The sequence below is a fragment of the Streptomyces sp. NPDC050416 genome, from assembly GCF_044458845.1.
Lineage (GTDB): Bacteria > Actinomycetota > Actinomycetes > Streptomycetales > Streptomycetaceae > Streptomyces.
On the sequence record NZ_JBITII010000004.1, the window covers coordinates 481,732 to 501,118 of the forward strand.

Annotated in this window: 16 protein-coding genes; 9 read left to right on the forward strand and 7 right to left on the reverse strand. The window is 70.6% G+C overall.

Features of this window, described 5'->3' with window-relative positions:
• Window positions 1–214: 214 nt before the first annotated feature.
• The 6 genes from ACIBL4_RS15490 (at window position 215) to ACIBL4_RS15515 (ending at window position 7,733) form a co-directional block, all read left to right on the forward strand.
• The gene (locus tag ACIBL4_RS15490; protein ID WP_399410143.1) at window positions 215–1,078 is read left to right on the forward strand and encodes an MHYT domain-containing protein; all 864 of its coding nucleotides are present in this window, start codon (window positions 215–217) and stop codon (window positions 1,076–1,078) included.
• Between the two features lie 40 nt (window positions 1,079–1,118).
• Window positions 1,119–3,263: an excinuclease ABC subunit UvrB gene (gene uvrB / locus ACIBL4_RS15495; RefSeq protein WP_399410145.1), complete on the forward strand. Its 2,145-nt coding sequence runs from the start codon at window positions 1,119–1,121 to the stop codon at window positions 3,261–3,263.
• A gap of 138 nt (window positions 3,264–3,401) precedes the next feature.
• On the forward strand, window positions 3,402–3,980 hold the full coding sequence (locus tag ACIBL4_RS15500) for a TerD family protein (RefSeq protein ID WP_010039633.1): 579 nt from the start codon (window positions 3,402–3,404) through the stop codon (window positions 3,978–3,980).
• 77 nt (window positions 3,981–4,057) lie between these two features.
• Window positions 4,058–6,076 (forward strand): TerD family protein, encoded by a 2,019-nt coding sequence (locus tag ACIBL4_RS15505; protein WP_399410147.1) that lies wholly within the window; start codon window positions 4,058–4,060, stop codon window positions 6,074–6,076.
• A 223-nt stretch (window positions 6,077–6,299) separates the two neighbouring features.
• Window positions 6,300–7,301, forward strand: a complete 1,002-nt coding sequence (locus ACIBL4_RS15510) for a TerC/Alx family metal homeostasis membrane protein (protein ID WP_399410149.1) — start codon at window positions 6,300–6,302, stop codon at window positions 7,299–7,301.
• Between the two features lie 129 nt (window positions 7,302–7,430).
• The gene (locus ACIBL4_RS15515) at window positions 7,431–7,733 is read left to right on the forward strand and encodes a hypothetical protein (RefSeq protein WP_399410151.1); all 303 of its coding nucleotides are present in this window, start codon (window positions 7,431–7,433) and stop codon (window positions 7,731–7,733) included.
• Between the two features lie 131 nt (window positions 7,734–7,864).
• Here the strand turns inward: ACIBL4_RS15515 and ACIBL4_RS15520 are convergent, their stop codons facing one another.
• Complete coding sequence (locus ACIBL4_RS15520; RefSeq protein ID WP_399410153.1) at window positions 7,865–9,139, reverse strand: MFS transporter; 1,275 nt, start codon at window positions 9,137–9,139, stop codon at window positions 7,865–7,867.
• Between the two features lie 93 nt (window positions 9,140–9,232).
• Window positions 9,233–10,279: a S66 peptidase family protein gene (locus ACIBL4_RS15525; protein ID WP_399410155.1), complete on the reverse strand. Its 1,047-nt coding sequence runs from the start codon at window positions 10,277–10,279 to the stop codon at window positions 9,233–9,235.
• 103 nt (window positions 10,280–10,382) lie between these two features.
• Here ACIBL4_RS15525 and aroQ point away from each other — a divergent pair, with 103 nt between their 5' ends.
• Window positions 10,383–10,856 (forward strand): type II 3-dehydroquinate dehydratase, encoded by a 474-nt coding sequence (gene aroQ, locus ACIBL4_RS15530; protein ID WP_399410157.1) that lies wholly within the window; start codon window positions 10,383–10,385, stop codon window positions 10,854–10,856.
• 253 nt (window positions 10,857–11,109) lie between these two features.
• Here the strand turns inward: aroQ and ACIBL4_RS15535 are convergent, their stop codons facing one another.
• Window positions 11,110–11,766 carry an MBL fold metallo-hydrolase gene (locus tag ACIBL4_RS15535; protein WP_399410159.1) on the reverse strand — a complete coding sequence of 219 codons (657 nt, stop codon included), beginning with the start codon at window positions 11,764–11,766 and terminating at the stop codon, window positions 11,110–11,112.
• A 35-nt stretch (window positions 11,767–11,801) separates the two neighbouring features.
• A complete protein-coding gene (locus ACIBL4_RS15540) occupies window positions 11,802–12,491 on the reverse strand; it encodes a maleylpyruvate isomerase family mycothiol-dependent enzyme (RefSeq protein ID WP_399410161.1) in 690 nt (229 codons plus the stop codon).
• Window positions 12,492–12,714: 223 nt separating this feature from the next.
• Here ACIBL4_RS15540 and uvrA point away from each other — a divergent pair, with 223 nt between their 5' ends.
• Window positions 12,715–15,726 (forward strand): excinuclease ABC subunit UvrA, encoded by a 3,012-nt coding sequence (uvrA, locus tag ACIBL4_RS15545; protein ID WP_399410163.1) that lies wholly within the window; start codon window positions 12,715–12,717, stop codon window positions 15,724–15,726.
• An 80-nt stretch (window positions 15,727–15,806) separates the two neighbouring features.
• On the opposite strand, the gene ACIBL4_RS15550 is transcribed toward uvrA, so the two are convergent.
• Entirely contained in the window at window positions 15,807–16,370 is a 564-nt protein-coding gene (locus tag ACIBL4_RS15550) for a YceI family protein (RefSeq protein ID WP_399410165.1), read from the reverse strand.
• A gap of 101 nt (window positions 16,371–16,471) precedes the next feature.
• Between ACIBL4_RS15550 and ACIBL4_RS15555 the strand changes: the two genes are divergently transcribed.
• On the forward strand, window positions 16,472–17,335 hold the full coding sequence (locus ACIBL4_RS15555; protein ID WP_399410168.1) for a helix-turn-helix domain-containing protein: 864 nt from the start codon (window positions 16,472–16,474) through the stop codon (window positions 17,333–17,335).
• Between the two features lie 61 nt (window positions 17,336–17,396).
• Here ACIBL4_RS15555 and ACIBL4_RS15560 read toward each other — a convergent pair whose 3' ends face one another.
• Together ACIBL4_RS15560 and ACIBL4_RS15565 are read right to left on the reverse strand one after the other, a co-directional pair.
• Window positions 17,397–18,302 (reverse strand): carbohydrate kinase, encoded by a 906-nt coding sequence (locus ACIBL4_RS15560; RefSeq protein WP_399410170.1) that lies wholly within the window; start codon window positions 18,300–18,302, stop codon window positions 17,397–17,399.
• On the reverse strand, window positions 18,299–19,372 hold the full coding sequence (locus ACIBL4_RS15565) for a LacI family DNA-binding transcriptional regulator (protein WP_399410172.1): 1,074 nt from the start codon (window positions 19,370–19,372) through the stop codon (window positions 18,299–18,301). The genes ACIBL4_RS15560 and ACIBL4_RS15565 overlap by 4 nt, the downstream gene beginning before the upstream one ends.
• Window positions 19,373–19,387 lie beyond the last annotated feature (15 nt).

Sequence of the window (19,387 nt, forward strand, 5' to 3'; positions counted from 1 at the left end):
GGGTACAGGATGGCCACAGGTTGAATGGAGAGGACCCAACTCCGCACACCGGTAGCGCACAACTGGGGCAAGGACGTGTTTCTTTGCCGGAAAGTCGTTCGGCCATTCCGGTGCGGGTCATACTCTCTGCGTCAACCCTGACCGCTGCCGCGGTCCTGGGCGGGGGCGCACATCGGGAATTCCGGGTCGCAAAGGGCGGGAAGGGCAGCCGCGCATGCAGGGCACGGTCGACGGATTCAGCTACGGGCTGGTCACACCCCTGGTGGCCTACCTCATGGCCTGCCTCGGAGGCGCCCTGGGCCTGCGCTGCACCACCAGATCCATGCTCGTCGCCCACTCCTGGCGCCCCGGCTGGCTCGCCCTCGGCTCGGCCGCCATCGGCTCCGGCATATGGACCATGCACTTCATCGCGATGATGGGGTTCACGGTCCGGGGAGCCACGATCCACTACGACAAGCCGATGACCTTCGCGAGCCTGGCCGTCGCGATCGTGATGGTGGGCGTCGGGATCTTCATCGTCGGCTACAAGGGGGCCCGCGGAACGGCTCTGTTCACCGGCGGCACCATCACCGGCCTGGGCATCGCGTCGATGCACTACCTCGGCATGGCCAGCATGCACCTGGACGGGAATCTGGAGTACGACACGCTCACCGTCGGCATCTCCGTCGCGATCGCCATGGCCGCCGCCACCGCCGCCCTGTGGGCGGCCGGCCAGGTCAGGGGCCTGCTGTGGAGTGTGGGCGCCAGTCTCGTCATGGGACTCGCCGTCAGCGGCATGCACTACACCGGCATGGCCGGCCTCAGCGTCCACCTGCACGGCACGGCCGAACCCACCGCGGGAGAGTCACCCGCCGCCCTGCTCGCGCCCATGCTGGTCGGCCCGCTCGCCTTCCTCCTCCTCGCCGGCGTGGTGGTGATGTTCGACCCGCTGATGGTCATGGGGAAGCCCGCGGTCGTCCCCGTCGAGCACAGGCCCGGCATTCCCGCCCACGTCCACGCGCCCCACAACCCGCGGCGCCTGCGGCTCCGCCCCCGCACCGTGGAGCACCGAGGCTCCCGAACCCCGCAGAACCGCTGACCGGAGCCCATTGTCAGTGCGGGGTCGTACGGTGGATCCCATGCGGCCCGTTTCCCAGATCGAACGCACGGTGGCGCCCTTCGAGGTCGTCAGTCCCTACCAGCCGAGCGGCGACCAGCCGACGGCCATCGCCGAGCTCGCCCAGCGCATCCAGGCGGGCGAGAAGGACGTCGTCCTGCTGGGCGCGACCGGCACCGGCAAGTCCGCCACCACCGCGTGGATGATCGAGAAGCTCCAGCGCCCCACACTGGTGATGGCGCCGAACAAGACGCTGGCGGCCCAGCTGGCGAACGAGTTCCGGGAGCTTCTTCCGAACAACGCCGTCGAGTACTTCGTCTCGTACTACGACTACTACCAGCCCGAGGCCTACGTCCCGCAGTCGGACACCTACATCGAGAAGGACTCCTCGATCAACGAGGAGGTCGAGCGCCTGCGCCACTCCGCGACCAACTCGCTGCTCACCCGCCGCGACGTCGTCGTGGTCGCCTCGGTCTCCTGCATCTACGGCCTCGGTACACCACAGGAGTACGTGGACCGCATGGTCACCCTCCGCGTCGGCGAGGAGCACGACCGCGACGAGCTGCTGCGCCGCTTCGTGGACATCCAGTACACGCGCAACGACATGGCCTTCACCCGCGGCACCTTCCGCGTCCGCGGCGACACCATCGAGATCTTCCCGGTCTACGAGGAGCTGGCCGTCCGCATCGAGATGTTCGGCGACGAGATCGAGGCACTGTCCACGCTGCACCCGGTCACCGGCGAGATCATCAGCGACGACCAGCAGCTCTACGTCTTCCCGGCCTCCCACTACGTCGCAGGGCCCGAGCGCCTGGAGCGGGCCATCAACGACATCGAGAAGGAGCTGGGCGAGCGCCTCGCCGAGCTGGAGAAGCAGGGCAAGCTCCTGGAGGCCCAGCGTCTGAGGATGCGCACGACCTACGACATCGAGATGCTCCGCCAGATCGGCTCCTGCTCCGGCGTGGAGAACTACTCGATGCACTTCGACGGCCGCCTGCCCGGCTCCCCGCCCAACACCCTGCTGGACTACTTCCCGGACGACTTCCTCCTCGTCATCGACGAGTCGCATGTCACGGTCCCGCAGATCGGCGCCATGTACGAGGGCGACGCCTCCCGCAAGCGCACGCTCGTCGACCACGGCTTCCGGCTGCCCTCCGCCCTGGACAACCGCCCGCTGAAGTGGGAGGAGTTCCAGGAGCGCATCGGCCAGACGGTCTACCTCTCGGCGACCCCGGGCGCCTACGAGCTCTCCCGCTCGGACGGCGTCGTCGAGCAGATCATCCGCCCCACCGGCCTCGTCGACCCGGAAGTCGTCGTCAAGCCCACCGAGGGCCAGATCGACGACCTGGTGCACGAGATCCGGCAGCGCACCGAGAAGGACGAGCGCGTCCTGGTCACCACGCTCACCAAGAAGATGGCCGAGGACCTCACGGACTACTTCCTGGAGCTGGGCATCCAGGTGCGCTACCTGCACAGCGACGTCGACACCCTGCGCCGCGTCGAACTCCTGCGTGAGCTGCGCGCAGGCGAGTACGACGTGCTGGTCGGCATCAACCTCCTGCGGGAGGGCCTCGACCTGCCCGAGGTGTCCCTGGTGGCGATCCTGGACGCCGACAAGGAGGGCTTCCTGCGCTCCGGGACCTCCCTGATCCAGACCATCGGCCGCGCCGCGCGTAACGTCTCCGGTCAGGTCCACATGTACGCGGACAAGATCACCCCGGCGATGGCGAAGGCCATCGACGAGACCAACCGGCGCCGGGAGAAGCAGGTCGCGTACAACAAGGAGCGGGGCATCGACCCCCAGCCCCTCCGCAAGAAGATCAACGACATCGTCGCCCAGATCGCCCGCGAGGACATCGACACCGAGCAGCTGCTCGGCTCGGGCTACCGCAAGGCGAAGAAGGACGGCGGGGGCACCAAGGCGCCCGTGCCGTCCCTGGGCAGGGGCGCCGAGGGCGCCAAGCCGGCCAAGGGCAGGGGCAAGGCCAAGGAGACGGTGCCGACCGACCGCCCCGCGGCCGAACTCAGCGAGCAGATCGAGGAGCTGACCGCACGCATGCGGGCCGCCGCCGCGGACCTCCAGTTCGAGATCGCGGCCCGGCTGCGCGACGAGGTCTCCGAGATGAAGAAGGAACTGCGCCAGATGAAGGAGGCGGGTCTGGCCTGACGGCGGACCGCGTACGCGCAGTGTTGCAAGACCGACACAAAGTGCGGATCGGGGTACGGCACTGTCAGTGCCCCTGCGTAGTGTTCTGATCAACCGCGACCGCGCGGCAACAGGGGACGTCCGAGAGGGGATCAGCGCGTGACCGTCAACATGACCAAGGGTCAGGCCATCAGTCTGCAGAAGAACGACGGTGGCAGCCTGACCGCGGTACGCATGGGTCTCGGCTGGCAGGCGGCTCCCCGGCGCGGCCTGTTCGGCTCGCGTACGCGAGAGATCGACCTCGACGCTTCGGCCGTCCTGTTCGCCGACAAGCAGCCGGTCGACGTCGTCTTCTTCCGCCACCTGGTGAGCGACGACGGCTCGGTGCGCCACACCGGTGACAACCTCGTCGGCGGTGTCGGCCAGGGCGGCGACGACGAGGCGATCCTCGTCGACCTCTCGCGCGTCCCGGTCCACATCGACCAGATCGTCTTCACCGTGAACTCCTTCACGGGTCAGACGTTCCAGGAGGTGCAGAACGCGTTCTGCCGCCTGGTCGACGAGACCAACGGCCAGGAGCTCGCCCGCTACACACTGGCCGGCGGCGGCCAGTACACGGCCCAGATCATGGCCAAGGTGCACCGCTCGGGCCCGGGCTGGACGATGACGGCCCTCGGCAACCCGGCCAACGGCCGCACCTTCCAGGACCTGATGCCGGCGATCCTGCCCGTCCTCTGAGGTCCGGGGCCAACCGGCCGGGGCGGGGCAGGCGAGCGGCACACGACACCAGACAACGACATGGGGGGGAGAAGGCGATGACGGCCGAGCTGGTGCGGGGGCAGAACCACCCGCTCTCCCAGGTCCGACTCGAGATCCGGGTCTCGGCCGGCACGCCGATCGTGGCCGCGGCCGCGCTCAGCGACGAGGGCGGCCGGATCCACGGGGCGGAGTGGGTCGCCCACCCGGGCGCGCCCACCCAGCCGGGCCTGGAGGTCTCCCGGCAGGCCGCCGCCGACCATCGCCTCGCCGTGGATCTGGACGCCGTGCCGGAGGCCGTCCACCGTGTCGGCGTGCTGCTCGCCCTGCCCGCCGCCGGCGCGGGCCCGAGCCGATTCGGCGCCGTGGCCGCCCCGTTCGTCGCCGTCACCGGCCTCGACGGCGCCGAGATCGCCACGTACACCATCACCGGCCTGGAAGCCGAGTCCGCGGTCGTCGCCCTGGAGCTCTACCGCCGGCAGGGCGCCTGGAAGGTGCGCGCCGTCGGCCAGGGCTACGCGGGCGGCCTCGCCGAACTCCTCACCGACCAGGGCCTGACCGAGGCCCGCAGGCTCGCCGCCGGCATCGACGACGCGGTGGCCCAGGGGGTGGCCCGCTCGGTGCAGGCGCCCCTGCCGCGCACGGCGGACGGCGACCGCTCCCGGCAGACGGCCGCCCCGGCCCTCGGCCCGGACCAGAGCGGCACCGCGCCTCAGCCGGACCAGGCACCACCGACATCGCCGTACGGCGGTCAGACACCCGGCGGTCCGGGGCAACCCGCGCCACAGACGCCGTCGTACTCCGGCGCGGTCCCCGACCCCAACGCCGTCACCCAGCCCTCCGCGCCCACCACGGGCGGCCCGATCGACTACAGCCACCCGCGCCGCCAGAACACCGCTCCGCCTCCGCCGCCGCCCACCGCACCCCCGGCCGCACCGGGGCAGCCCGCCCGGCCCGTCGCGGGCGACGCGACCGGCTGGTCCATGGACGAGCGGCTCTACAACCAGGTGTGGGGCATGTTCGAGGACCTGGCCCGCAGCACCGCCGCCTACCGCAGCGCCGTCGACTTCGCCGAGTCCCGCATGGACAAGGAGCTGGAGCAGGTCCTCTCCGACCCGCGCAGCCGGATCGGCGGACAGGGCGACGCCGCCCGCGAGGCGGCCCGCGCCCGTCACGACCAGCTCGTCGCCCAGGCCGGCGAGGCCCTCGACCGGGACCTCGCCCAGCTCATGGCCGAGGCCGAGGTCGTCGAACCCGCCCTGCCGCCGGCGTACGCCCGCTGGGACAGCCCCGTCTGGCACGCCTACCGTCTACCGATGGAGATTCCCATGGCCCTGCGCCTGGGCGACCTCCATCTCCCCGAAGCCGACCGGATCCGCATCCCGATGCTGGTCAGGCTGCCGCTGGAGCGCGGCCTGTGGATCGACAGCGGCCGGACCGGCTCGTCCGGCGGTTCGTTCGAGGACTCGCACGCCCTCGGGCGTCTCGCTCTGGATACGGCTGTCGCGCACGCGGCCCGGCTGCTCGCCGTTCACCCTGCGGGGGAGTTCACCGTTCACGTCATCGACCCGGCCGGCTCGGGCGCGCAGCCCCTTGCGCCCCTGGTGCAGACCGGGGTGCTCGCGGCCCCGCCCGCGCTCGGCGCCGCAGGGGTGGCGGACGTGCTGAGCCGGCTCACCCAGCGGGTCGACCTGGTGCAGATGGCGGTGCGGGGCGGGGCAGCCGACTCCCTGCCGCCGGGCTTCGACACCTCCCAGCAACTGCTGATCGTCAACGACTTCCCGCACGGCTTCGACGACCGGGCCGTGAACCAGCTGCGCTACCTCGCCGACGAGGGCCCCGCCTTCGGAGTCCATCTGATGATGGTGGCCGACCGCGAGGAGTCGTCCGGGTACGGGCCTTTGCTCGACCCGCTGTGGCGTTCGCTGCTGCGACTGACGCCGGTGCCCGACGATCACCTCGCCGACCCGTGGGTCGGTCATGCCTGGACGTACGAGCCCTCGCTCGTGCCGCCGGGCAGCCAGGTCCTCCAGCAGGTGCTCACCCAGGTCGCGGCCGCCCGCACCAAGTATGTGTAAAGCCCTCTGACCAGGGGTTTTGGTCTTTCTTTTGCCAAGTGCTTTACCTGTTCTTGGTGATTGGGGTACTGTTGACGGCACGGAGGGGAGTACTCCCTGTCTGCTGCGGCGTACCCGTCAATACGGATCAGGCCAGATCCCGGGGCGTCGGCCCATCTTTGGGTGGAAGAGACCTCCGGCAGCGACGACGCTGACATTTGCCGTTACGACTGCCGGAGGCGCAGTGGATGTTTCCGTGACCCTATGGGTCCTGACGATCGTGGGGCTCGCCGCCCTGATCGCGGTCGACTTCTTCATCGGCCGCAAGCCGCACGACGTATCGATCAAGGAAGCCGGGATCTGGACGGTCGTCTGGATCGTCCTGGCCGCTCTCTTCGGGCTCGGCCTGCTGGTGTTCGGCGGCGGCCAGCCCGCCGGTGAGTTCTTCGCGGGCTTCATCACCGAGAAGTCGCTGAGCGTCGACAACCTCTTCGTCTTCGTCCTGATCATGGCGAAGTTCGCGGTGCCCTCGCAGTACCAGCAGCGCGTCCTGCTGATCGGTGTCCTCATAGCCCTGGTCCTGCGGGCCATCTTCATCGCCGCCGGCGCGGCGATCCTCGCCAGTTTCTCTTGGGTCTTCTACCTGTTCGGCGCCTTCCTGATCTGGACCGCCTGGAAGCTCATCCAGGAGGCCCGGGCGGAAGAGCAGGACGAGGAGTTCGAGGAGAACAAGCTGCTCAAGGCCGTCGAGCGCCGCTTCGGGGTAGCCGACCGCTACCACGGCACCAAGCTGTGGATCCAGGAGAACGGCAAGCGGGTCATGACCCCGATGCTGGTCGTGATGCTCGCGATCGGCTCCACGGACGTGCTGTTCGCGCTCGACTCCATCCCCGCGATCTTCGGCCTGACGCAGGACCCGTACATCGTCTTCACGGCCAACGCGTTCGCCCTGATGGGTCTGCGCCAGCTGTACTTCCTCATCGGCGGCCTGCTGAAGAGGCTGGTCCACCTCAGCTACGGCCTGTCGATCATCCTCGGCTTCATCGGCGTGAAGCTGGTGCTGCACGCGCTGCACGAGTCCGGGGTGCACGTGCCCGAGATCAGCATTCCGGTCTCGCTCGGCGTGATCTGCGCCGTCCTGATCGTCACCACGATCACCAGTCTGCGGGCTTCGAAGAAGCAGGCGGAGACCGAGGCGGCGCAGGCGCCGAGCGGAGGCGCTTCGAAGGACAGCATCGACGTCTGACCACGTCGGACGCGGGAGCAACCATCACCGGGACCGGTGGTCGGCGAATTGCCGACCACCGGTCCCGGTGCTTGTTTGTTCTTGAGCGCGTTCCCCGGCCCGGGGACGCCGTGGCCGGCTGGAGGTGCCATGAAGTTCGTGCAGATCATCGATTTCGAGACCGAGCGTCTGGACGAGATGGAGCGGGTGCTCGAGGAGGCGGGGAGGCGCTCCGCCGACCGGTCGGGCGGCCCCAGGCAGCGCATGCTTCTGAAGGACCGCGACAATCCGCGCCGTTATCTCGCGCTGATCGAGTTCGACTCCTACGAGGAGGCCATGCGCAACAGCAACGACCCCGAGACCAGCAGGATGGCGCGGCAACTGGACGAGCTCTGCATCGGCGAGCGGGTGTTCACCAACTGCGATCTCGTGGACCAGCGCGAGCTCGCGTAGCCCCGTGGCACGAGTGAAGGGGTCCCGCACGACCGGAGTGCGGGGCCCTTCACGTCTGGGGCCGGCGAACCGTTCGGCTCGCTCGTCCCCCTGACGGCCGACGGCGGGGGCAACAACTCGACAACTGGAGTTCACCCCGAAGCCGGCTTGGCGGCCGCCGCCACCGGCACCGGCCGAGTCTCCGGCAGCAGCGCGAAGCACCCCAGGCTGAACAGCGCGATCACCGTGAGATACGCGGCCACACCCCAGGGCACCCGCCCGCCCTGCTCGGCCAGTGCCGTCGCCACGATCGGCGTGAGCGCGCCGCCGATGACCCCGCCGAGGTTGTAGCCGACGGCCGCGCCCGTGCAGCGCACCCGCGGCTCGTACAGCTCCGGCAGATACGCGGCGATCACGGCGAACATCGTGATGAAGGCGAGCATCGCCCCGAGGAAGCCGAGGACCATCGGCAGCGGCGCGCCGGTGGCGAGGAGCGCGACCATCGGGAACATCCACAGGGCGGCCGCCGCGCATCCGGCCAGGCACAGAGGACGCCGACCGTGCCGGTCCCCGAGCAGCGCCACCAGCGGCGTGAGCGCGCCCTTCACAACCACGGCGCCCATGATGCAGGTCAGCATGACGCTGCGGCTGACCCCCAGCCGCTCCGTCCCGTAGGCGAGCGACCAGGTCGTCACGGCGTAGAAGATCGCGTAGCCGATCGCGAGCGCCCCGCCGGTCAGCAGCAGAAGCCGCCAGTGGTCGCGCAGGACCTCGACGAGCGGCACGCGCGCGTGGTCGTCGATCTCGAGGAAGCTGGGGCTCTCGGCGAGCGACGAGCGCAGCCACAACCCGACGATGGCCAGCACCCCCGCCGCCCAGAACGGCACCCGCCACCCCCATGAGGTGAACTGCGCCTCGGACAGCGTCGCCGAGAGCCCCAGCACCACACCGTTGGCGAGCAGGAACCCCAGCGCGGGCCCGACCTGCGGAAAGCTCGACCACAGCCCGCGCCGCCCGGCGGGTGCGTGCTCCACCGTCAGCAGCACCGCCCCGCCCCACTCCCCGCCGAGCCCCAGTCCCTGGAGGAAACGCAGCACCAGGAGCAGCAGCGGAGCGGCCACGCCGATCGTCCCGTACGTCGGTACACAGCCGACCGCGACCGTGGAGGCACCGGTCAGCAGCAGCGAGGCGACGAGGACCGGCCGCCGCCCGTGCCGGTCCCCGATGTGCCCGAACAGCACCGAGCCCAGGGGCCGCGCGATGAAGCCCACGCCGAAGGTGGCGAAGGCGGCCAGCGTCCCCGCCACCGGCGAGAAGGTGGGGAAGAACAGCGGCCCCAGGATCAGGGCCGCCGCGGTGCCGTAGACGAAGAAGTCGTAGAACTCGATGGCCGTGCCGGCGAGCGAGGCGGCCGCTAGGCGCGGCATGGAAGGTGCCCTTACGGAGCGTACGTCGTGCATGCCGCGTCAACTACCCACCGTAACGGCGGGTTACGGGGGCGCGCGGAGGACCCGGGGCCCTCAGTACGTGACCGTGATGCGCCGGGCCGGTCCGTCCACGCGCACGGTGCCGCCGTACGGGATCACCAGCTGCGGATCGGTGTGCCCGAAGTCCACGTCGAAGACGATCGTGGTGTCGGGCGCGTAGGTACGCAGGGCGCGCAGCACGGCCTCCCGCTGATCGGAGGCGTGTCGAACTGACTCCTCGGGGCTGTTGGGGCGCTCGAAGGACCAGGTCTTCGGGCGGCCCATGAGAAGGGCCGAGAAGCGCTGGAGCAGCCCGCGTTCGCCCATGTTGCGCAGGGTGCGAAAGACCTCCGTGGCGCTCGGCATCTCCTCGGAGGTCTCCAGGAGCAGCACGCCACCCTCGTACACCGACAGATCGTGCGCGATCTCCCGGTCGGCCATCAGCAGCCAACTGAGGATTTCCAGGCAGCCGCCCCAACTGCGGCCCTCGACCACCCGGTCGGCGTTGACCCAGGTCCAGCCGGTCCCGGGCCGGGTCTCCGGCTCCGTGTCGAAGGTCGCCGGATCGGCCCAGTCCCGGTCGATGTCACGCCACCGCTCGGCGGGCCGCAGCTCGTACGGGCCGGAGGTGAACAGGGCGGCGCGCAGGGACTCGGCGGTCTGCGGGTGCATGGCCCCCGGACGGCCCAGCTCGCACATCACACTCGCCCCATGGAAGGCGACGATGCCGCTGTTGTGGAGGTAGGCGAGCAGGTTCGTGTTGTCGCTCATCCCGAAGAACGGCTTCGGATGAGCCCGGATCAACTCCCGGTCAAGCAGCGGCAGCACGGTGATCTGGTCGTCCCCGCCGATCGACGCGATGACCGCCTTGATGCCCGGGTCGGCGAAGGCCGCGTGGATGTCGTCGGCCCGCTCTTGGGGCGTGGAGCCCATCGTGCGGGTCGCCGGGTACTCGACCGGCTCCAGCCCGTACTCCTTGCGCAGCCGCTCCAGCCCCAGCTCGTAGGGGAGCGGGAAGAGCCCGGGCAGGCCGGAGGAGGGCGAGAGCACGGCGACGCGGTCACCGGGGGACGGCTTGGGCGGGTACGCGAGGCTCGTCATGGCGGGAGGCTACGGCCCCGCGGTCCGTCGGCGCACCGTGATAAACCGGGTCCGAGCAGCGGTCCGTCGCGGGCCGCCCGACCCCGAACGGACCGGAGGAACCGTGCCCCGCACCCTGGCCAACGCCCCGATCATGATCCTCAACGGCCCCAACCTGAATCTGCTCGGCCAGCGCCAGCCGGAGATCTACGGCTCCGACACCCTCGGCGACGTCGAGGCCCTGTGCGCCAAGGCGGCGGCCTCGCACGGCGGCACGGTCGACTTCCGCCAGTCCAATCACGAGGGCGAGCTGGTGGACTGGATCCACGAGGCGCGGCTGAACCACTGCGGCATCGTGATCAACCCGGGAGCCTACTCGCACACCTCCGTCGCCATCCTGGACGCCCTCAACACCTGTGACGGCATGCCGGTGTTGGAGGTCCACATCTCCAACATCCACAAGCGTGAGTCGTTCCGGCACCACTCCTACGTCTCGCTGCGCGCCGACGGGGTCATCGCGGGGTGCGGGGTGCAGGGGTACGTGTTCGGCGTGGAGCGGGTCGCGGCGCTGGCCGGGACGGGGCACGCCGACGCCTGAGCCGCGCTCCGGCGCCACGCCGCCCGGCTGGGGTCACGACGACAGTTGCGCCGGGGCCGCCGGTCGAGGGCGGGGATCGACAGACCGGCGGCCCATCCGCCCAGGAGCCGTCATCCTGCGCGGGGCTGCTACCAGTTGACTGCGCAACTACGTGCAGGGGGAGCGTATGTACGACACCGGCGTGTGCGAATGATTCACACGGGGCGCGTGCGCGGCCTACTGGTCCCCAGTTTCCCGCGCCCCACGCGGTCCCTCACCACCCGCGCGCGTGCCACTCCGGCAGGTGCGGGCGTTCCGCGCCCAGCGAGGTGTCGTTGCCGTGCCCCGGGTAGACCCACGTCTCGTCCGGGAGGACCTCGAAGATCTTCGTCTCCACATCGTGGATGAGGCTGGCGAACGCCTTGGGATCCTTGTGGGTGTTGCCCACACCGCCGGGGAAGAGGCAGTCCCCGGTGAACACATGGGGATGCCCGTGAGGGTCGTCGTAGACGAGCGCGATCGAACCGGGCGTGTGCCCGACCAGGTGGCGCGCGGTGAGCTCCACGCGCCCCACCCGGATGGTGTCCCCGTCGTCGACCAGCACGTCGGTCGGCACCGGGATGCCCTCGGCGTCGTCCCGGCCCGCGTACGTGCGGGCGCCGGTGGCCGCCACGACCTCGGCGAGCGCCTGCCAGTGGTCGCCGTGCCGGTGGGTGGTGACGACGGACGCGATGCCGTCGTCACCGATCATGCCGAGCAGGGTCTGCGCCTCGTTCGCGGCGTCGATCAGCAGCTGCTCGTCCGTGGCCCGGCAGCGCAGCAGATAGGCGTTGTTGTTCATCGGACCGACCGCGATCTTGGTGATCATCAGGTCCTTGAGCTCATGCACGTCGGCAGGTCCGCCGACCGTCACCTGTCCGCTGTACGTCATGAGCGCCAGCCTATAGCGGGGGAGCGGCCCGGGTCCTACAACGGGGGCAGCGCCGGGAGCGCTCCGCCCTCCACCGTCAGCGCGGCTCCGGTGCGGCGGCCGGCGAGCCAGCCCAGCAGGTCCGCCGGGGCGCCGGTGACGGTCACCTCGGGCCCGTCGTCGGCCTCCCGCCCCGTGCTCCACGCGCGCGTGCCGTCCGTGAGGCGCGTGGGCGGTACGTCGGGATGCCCGGCGAACCGGTCGGCGAGGAAGGCGATCTCCCGCTCCGTGAAGTCCGCCGGCAAATCCTCCAGCTCGTACCCGATCCCCAGGTCCACGTGGTGCAGCTCCACCTCCACCCACCGCCGGAACGGCACCCGCGACGCGGAGTCCGTGACCCCGCCCCGCAACTCCACCGTGCGCGACCAGTCGGCGGGAGCGTCCCCGGCCTCCTGGAACCGGGCCGCGCTCTCGCGCAGGTCGGCGAGGTGGACGTCGAGGGGGCGCGGGGCGTCCCGCTCGATGTCGGCGTCCCGGGCCTCGCCGGAGACGTACATGGGGCGGCCTTCGAGGACGTTCACGAGGGCGTCCGCGTTGCGGGCGAGGTGGGCCAGCACATGGCCCCGGGTCCAGCCGGGAAGCCGTGACGGCTGCGTCACAGAGGCGTTGTCCAGTTTGCCGACTGCGATGAGCAGCCGTTCCGTAGCGGCGTGCACACATGCCAGGTCATGACCGTGATCAATCATGATGCTGACCCTAATCCCGCCACACCTTCGGGTGAAGGTGGTGAACCGGTGCCGGTAATCGAAAGCACGTGCTATATGGTCGGGCGTGACGTCGGGCATGCTGGAAAGCCGGGGTTTGTTGACAACCCGTGGATCCGACCGGCGTTGTCAGTGGCTCCCTCTAGTCTGAGAAAGCACGGGGGCCCCGCCCCTGTCACTTCTCTCAAGAAAGGTGCGGACCGGCGTGGCCGACCGTCTCATCGTTCGTGGAGCGCGCGAGCACAATCTCAAGAACGTCTCGCTCGACCTCCCGCGCGACTCGCTCATCGTCTTCACGGGCCTGTCGGGGTCGGGCAAGTCCTCGCTGGCCTTCGACACCATCTTCGCGGAGGGACAGCGGCGCTATGTGGAGTCGCTCTCCTCGTACGCCCGGCAGTTCCTCGGCCAGATGGACAAGCCGGACGTCGACTTCATCGAGGGCCTGTCCCCGGCCGTCTCCATCGACCAGAAGTCGACCTCGCGCAACCCGCGCTCCACGGTCGGCACCATCACCGAGGTCTACGACTACCTGCGACTGCTCTTCGCGCGCATCGGCAAGCCGCACTGCCCCGAGTGCGGCCGTCCGATCTCGCGCCAGTCGCCGCAGGCCATCGTCGACAAGGTCCTGGAGCTGCCCGAGGGCAGCCGCTTCCAGGTGCTGTCGCCGCTGGTGCGCGAGCGCAAGGGCGAGTTCGTCGACCTCTTCGCCGACCTCCAGACCAAGGGCTACTCCCGCGCGCGGGTGGACGGCGAGACCATCCAGCTGTCCAACCCGCCCACGCTGAAGAAGCAGGAGAAGCACACCATCGAGGTGGTCGTCGACCGCCTCACGGTCAAGGAAGGCGCCAAGCGCCGTCTCACCGACTCCGTCGAGACCGCCCTCGGCCTGTCCGGCGGCATGGTCGTGCTCGACTTCGTCGACCTTCCCGAGGACGACCCCGAGCGCGAGCGCATGTACTCGGAGCACCTGTACTGCGCGTACGACGACCTGTCCTTCGAGGAGCTGGAGCCCCGCTCCTTCTCCTTCAACTCGCCCTTCGGCGCCTGCCCGGACTGCTCCGGCATCGGCACGCGCATGGAGGTCGACGCGGAGCTGATCGTCCCGGACCCGGACAAGAGCCTCGACGAGGGTGCCATCCACCCCTGGTCGCACGGCCACACCAAGGACTACTTCGGCCGGCTGATCGGCGCACTCGCCGACGCCCTGGGCTTCAGGACGGACATCCCTTTCGCGGGCCTCCCGCAGCGCGCCAAGAAGGCCCTCCTCCACGGCCACAAGACCCAGGTCGAGGTCCGCTACCGCAACCGCTACGGGCGCGAGCGCCGGTACACCACGGCCTTCGAGGGCGCCGTCCCGTTCGTCAAGCGCCGGCACAGCGAGGCCGAGAGCGACGCCAGCCGTGAGCGCTTCGAGGGCTACATGCGCGAGGTGCCCTGCCCGACCTGTGAGGGCACGCGCCTGAAGCCGATCGTCCTCGCGGTCACCATCATGGGCAAGTCCATCGCGGAGGTCTCCGCGATGTCGATCAGCGACTGCGCGGACTTCCTGAGGGAGCTGAAGCTCAGCGCCCGCGACAAGAAGATCGCCGAGCGCGTCCTGAAGGAGGTCAACGAGCGGCTGCGGTTCCTCGTCGACGTCGGCCTGGACTACCTCTCCCTGAACCGCGCGGCCGGCACGCTGTCCGGTGGCGAGGCCCAGCGCATCCGCCTGGCCACCCAGATCGGCTCCGGCCTCGTCGGCGTGCTGTACGTCCTCGACGAGCCGTCCATCGGCCTGCACCAGCGCGACAACCACCGGCTGATCGAGACCCTGGTCCGGCTGCGCGACATGGGCAACACGCTCATCGTCGTCGAGCACGACGAGGACACCATCAAGACCGCCGACTGGGTCGTCGACATCGGCCCCGGCGCCGGTGAGCACGGCGGCAAGGTCGTGCACAGCGGCTCCCTGCAGGAACTGCTCGCCAACGCCGAGTCACAGACCGGTCAGTACCTGTCCGGCAAGAAGGCCATCCCGCTGCCGGACATCCGGCGCCCGATCGACCCGTCCCGGCAGCTCACGGTGCACGGCGCCCGGGAGAACAACCTCCAGGACATCGACGTCTCGTTCCCGCTGGGCGTGTTCACCGCCGTCACCGGCGTGTCCGGCTCCGGCAAGTCGACCCTGGTCAACGACATCCTGTACACCCACCTCGCCCGCGAGCTGAACGGCGCGAGGAACGTGCCCGGGCGGCACACGCGCGTGGACGGCGACGACCTCGTCGACAAGGTCGTGCACGTGGACCAGTCGCCCATCGGCCGCACCCCCCGCTCCAACCCGGCCACGTACACCGGCGTCTTCGACCACATCCGCAAGCTGTTCGCCGAGACCACCGAGGCTAAGGTCCGCGGCTACATGCCCGGCCGCTTCTCCTTCAACGTCAAGGGCGGCCGCTGCGAGAACTGCGCGGGCGACGGCACCATCAAGATCGAGATGAACTTCCTCCCGGACGTCTACGTCCCGTGCGAGGTCTGCCACGGCGCCCGGTACAACCGGGAGACCCTGGAGGTCCACTACAAGGGCAAGTCCATCGCCGACGTCCTGAACATGCCGATCGAGGAGGCCACGGAGTTCTTCGAGGCGGTCCCCGCGATCTCCCGCCACATGAAGACCCTCAAGGACGTCGGCCTCGGCTACGTCCGGCTCGGCCAGTCCGCGACCACGCTGTCCGGCGGTGAGGCCCAGCGCGTCAAGCTCGCCAGCGAGCTCCAGCGCCGCTCCACCGGCCGCACGGTCTACGTCCTGGACGAGCCGACCACCGGTCTGCACTTCGAGGACATCAGCAAGCTGCTGACGGTCCTGTCCGGACTGGTCGACAAGGGCAACACGGTCATCGTCATCGAGCACAACCTCGACGTGATCAAGACCGCCGACTGGGTCGTCGACATGGGCCCCGAAGGCGGCGCCGGCGGAGGCCTGGTCGTCGCCGAGGGCACCCCCGAGGAGGTCGCGGCGGTCCCGGCCAGCCACACCGGCAAGTTCCTGCGCGAGGTCCTCGGCGCCGACCGGATCAGCGACGCGTCCTCGGTGAAGGCCCCGCGCAAGACGGCGGCGAAGAAGACGGTCCCGGCACAGACCAGGGCGACCAGGACGGTCAACAGCACCACGGCCAAGAAGACAGCCGCCAAGTCCACGAAGGCTGCCGCGAAGAAGACGACGCGGACGACCAAGGGCTGACCGGCCAAGGACTGACGGCTCCCGCCGACGGGCCGTGCCCCACAGGGAACTCCCTGTGGGGCACGGCCCGTCGTTGTGGGTCAGGCGTCCTTCGGCTCCACGAACTGCATGTCGAGCTGGATCTTCACCACTTCCCCGAGCAGACCGGGAGCGAAGTCGAGCCCGAACTCGCTGCGCCGGATCTCACCCGTCGCCTCGAAGCCGGCATGCCGGCTGCCGTCCATGGGCACATCGACCAGCCCGCCGAACTCCACGGCGAGCGTCACCGGGCGGGTCACCTCGCCGATGGTCAGCTCACCCTCCATCGTCCAGTCCTCGCCCGCACCCGACACCCGTGTCGAGCGGTACGTCATCGTCGGGCGCTTCTCGACGTCGAGCAGGTCGGAGGCGCGGACATGCGCGTCCCGGTCGGCGTTGCCGGTGTCGATCGAGGCCAGATCGACGGTGGCGGAGACCCGCACGTCCTCGACGCGCTCCCCGACGAACAGGTCGGCCTCCAGCCGCTCGAAGCGCCCCCGCACCTTGGCGATGCCCAGGTGACGGACGGTGAAGCCGACGGAGGAGTGGAACGGGTCCAGGGTCCAGTGCCCCGGGGCCAGCGGCAGAGCGGTGGCGGAAGCGGTGGTAGCGGTGTCATTCGTCATGGCCTCCACCCTGAGGGGTGCGCGGCCGGTGAGGGAGACCGGCCGGAGCCTGGTAGTGACAGGGACACCCTTCCCCCGTGCCGGGAAGGTACGTTCGGCGGGTGAGCGACAACGAGTTGGGCACGTTCCTGCGCACGTGGCGTGAAGCCGTCAGCCCCGCCGAGGTGGGCCTGCCCACCGGCCCGCGCCGCCGCACCCCGGGCCTGCGGCGGGCCGAACTGGCCACCCTCGCGGGCATCAGCGTCGAGTACCTCACCCGGCTGGAACAGGGACGCGACCGCCACCCCTCCGCCCAGGTGCTCGGTGCCCTCGCCGACGCCCTGAACCTGTCTCTCGTCGACCGGATGCTGCTGCGCCGCCTCACCAAGGAAGCGGACGGCGGCGACCCGCTGCTCTGCGCGGCGGCCCCGGCGCTCAGCCGCACGGCCCGCCCCACCGTCCGGTCCGTGCTGGACCGCCTCGAACCGACCCCCGCGCTGGTGGTGAACTGGATTGGCGACGTCCTCGCCCACACCGCGGGATACGAGCGGCTGGCCGGCCCCCTCGGCCTGCTGGACGGCGATCCGCCCAACCTGCTCCGTTACCTCTTCACCGACGAGCGGGCCCGCAGCGCCTACCGCGACTGGGACCGGGTGGCCGACGACATGGTCGCCCAGCTCCGGCACGAGGTCCCGCTGCGGGACCCGTACGTCGCCGAGCTGGCCGACGAGCTGACGGTGACGGCGGGGGCGGACTTCACCGACCGGTTCGCCGACCTGGCCGTGACCCCGCGCCGGACGGGCTCCCAGCACATCGAGCACCCGGAGGCCGGATCGCTGCGGCTGCTGCACGAGACGTTCGCGCTGCCCGACGAAGGCCAGCGCGTGGTCGTCCACCTGCCCGCGGACGACGCCACGTCCGCCGCCCTGGACCGCCTCAACGGCCGCCGCCCCGGCGCGCTGCGGGCCGTGGGGGAGGCCGGCTGAGCGACGAGCAGGGGACGACCAGGGGACGCGATCCCGCCGTCCCTGCTGCTCGCGAGAGGTCTCAGTCCTCCAGCTCGTGCGCGTACGGCGGTTCCGCCCCGGCCCGCGAGCAGGTGATCGCCGCCGCACGGGCCGCGAAGCCCAGCAGCCCGGCCCAGCCGTCGTGACCCAGCGCGGCCAGCGCCTGCGCGCTGAGGGCATCGCGTGCCGCGAGCCCGTGCAGCAGCGCCGCGTTCACCGTGTCGCCCGCGCCGATCGTGTCCACGACCTCCACCCGCTCACCCGGCACCGCGTACTCGCCGCCGGCGGTGAAGGCGGTCAGCCCGTCGCCGCCCCGGGTGATCACGACCGCGGCCGGGCCGGCCGCCAGCCACTCCTGGGGCGTGCCGCCGAGCCACCGGGCGTCCTCCTCGGACAGCTTCAGCAGGGACACCGACGGCAGCCAGCTCTTGAACCGCGCCCGGTAGGCGTCCGCATCCGGGATCAGCCCGGACCTGATGTTCGGGTCCAGGGCGGTGAACACGCCCTGCGCGGCGGCCGCGCGCATCAGCTCCTCGTAGGCACTCGCCCCAGGCTCCAGCACCAGCGAGCAGGTCCCGAAGGAGACGGCCCGGGTACCGGGCGGCAGCGCGGAGGGCGCCGTGAAGAGCCGGTCCGCCGTCCCGTCGACGTAGAAGGAGTACGCCGCCGAACCGTCCGCTCCGACCGTGGCGACGGCGAGAGTCGTGGGCTCGGCGCCACGCTGCACCGACGACACGTCCACCCCGGTCTCCCGCAGCCGGTCCAGCAGGGCCTCCCCGAAGGCGTCGTACGACACCCGGGAGCAGAAGGCGGCCGGCGAGCCGAGACGGCCCAGCGCCACCGCCGTGTTGTACGGGCCGCCGCCGAGCGCCGGCTGGAGTGCCGCCAGGGCACCCGTGCCCCGCGGTACCAGGTCGATCAGTGCCTCACCGGCGACGACGATCATGCGACGGTTCCTCTCTCGGACTGCTCAGGCTGCTCGGGCCGCAGGGACTGCTCCGGCTCCTCGGGGCAGCCGCACGACGTGCGGTGGACGAAGGTGCAGGGGAGCCGCACGGTCCTGGCGGGCCGGTCCGGCTCGGCGAGACGCTCCAGGAGCACGCGTACGGCCCGGGCGCCGATGTCCCGGCTGGGCTGCGCGATCGCGGTGAGCCGGGGCGCGAACAGATCCGCCCAGGCGAAGTCGTCGAAGCAGCACAGCGCGATGTCGCCGGGCACGGACAGGCCGTGCGCGCGCAGGGCCCGCAGCGCCCCGATGGTCATGGCGTTGTTGCCCGTGACCAGCGCGGTGGGCGGCACGGCAAGGGACAGCAGGGCGGCGGTGGCCTGTTCGGCACCGGCCGACTCCGAGTCGCCGTGGACCAGGAGCCGTTCGTCGTAGGGGAGTCCCCCGAACGCGAGGCCGGTCCGGTAACCGGTGATCCGTTCGCTCGTGGTGCTGAGCCCCGGCCGTCCCGCCACCAGCCCGATCCGCCGGTGACCGAGACCGGCGAGATGGGTGACCAGCCGGGACGTCGGTTCGGCGTTGTCGGCGCAGACCTGGTCGAAGCGCGGTCCGCCGTCCGGGGCGTCCACGAGCCGGTCGAGGAACACGGCCGGTACGTCGTGCCGCCCCAGGTAGGCGAGCAGCCCGCACGGATCCGCGGAAGGGGCGACGATCATGCCGTCGACCCGGCGCTCGTGAAGCAGCTGGACGACCTTGCGCTCGTGCTCCGGGTCGTCGTGCGGATCGGCGATCAGAAGGCTGTAGCCGTGCTCCAGGGCGGCGGCCTCGACCCCCTGGAGGATCTCCGTGAAGTACGGGTTGCTGATCGCCGACACCGCCAGCCCGATGGACCGGGTACGGGCCGTCACCAGGGACCGGGCCAGCGTGTTCGTGGTGTAGCCGAGCTCCTCCACGGCGTCCAGGACCGCCTGGCGGGTGTGCGGCAGCACCGGCCGGGTGCCGTTCAGGACGTGCGAGACGGTCGCGACGGAGACTCCGGCGTTGCGCGCCACGTCGGCCATGGTCGCCATGCTTCTCCCGCCTCC

Coding starts and splice junctions, on each gene's coding strand:
- ACIBL4_RS15565 (WP_399410172.1), bottom strand. CDS start 19,372: ATGGCGACCATGGCCGACGTGGCGCGCAACGCCGGAGTCTCCGTCGCG.
- ACIBL4_RS15560 (WP_399410170.1), bottom strand. CDS start 18,302: ATGATCGTCGTCGCCGGTGAGGCACTGATCGACCTGGTACCGCGGGGC.
- ACIBL4_RS15520 (WP_399410153.1), bottom strand. CDS start 9,139: ATGCCGCGCCTAGCGGCCGCCTCGCTCGCCGGCACGGCCATCGAGTTC.
- uvrB (WP_399410145.1), top strand. CDS start 1,119: ATGCGGCCCGTTTCCCAGATCGAACGCACGGTGGCGCCCTTCGAGGTC.
- ACIBL4_RS15515 (WP_399410151.1), top strand. CDS start 7,431: ATGAAGTTCGTGCAGATCATCGATTTCGAGACCGAGCGTCTGGACGAG.
- ACIBL4_RS15525 (WP_399410155.1), bottom strand. CDS start 10,279: ATGACGAGCCTCGCGTACCCGCCCAAGCCGTCCCCCGGTGACCGCGTC.
- ACIBL4_RS15550 (WP_399410165.1), bottom strand. CDS start 16,370: ATGACGAATGACACCGCTACCACCGCTTCCGCCACCGCTCTGCCGCTG.
- ACIBL4_RS15505 (WP_399410147.1), top strand. CDS start 4,058: ATGACGGCCGAGCTGGTGCGGGGGCAGAACCACCCGCTCTCCCAGGTC.
- ACIBL4_RS15490 (WP_399410143.1), top strand. CDS start 215: ATGCAGGGCACGGTCGACGGATTCAGCTACGGGCTGGTCACACCCCTG.
- ACIBL4_RS15535 (WP_399410159.1), bottom strand. CDS start 11,766: ATGACGTACAGCGGACAGGTGACGGTCGGCGGACCTGCCGACGTGCAT.
- ACIBL4_RS15540 (WP_399410161.1), bottom strand. CDS start 12,491: ATGATTGATCACGGTCATGACCTGGCATGTGTGCACGCCGCTACGGAA.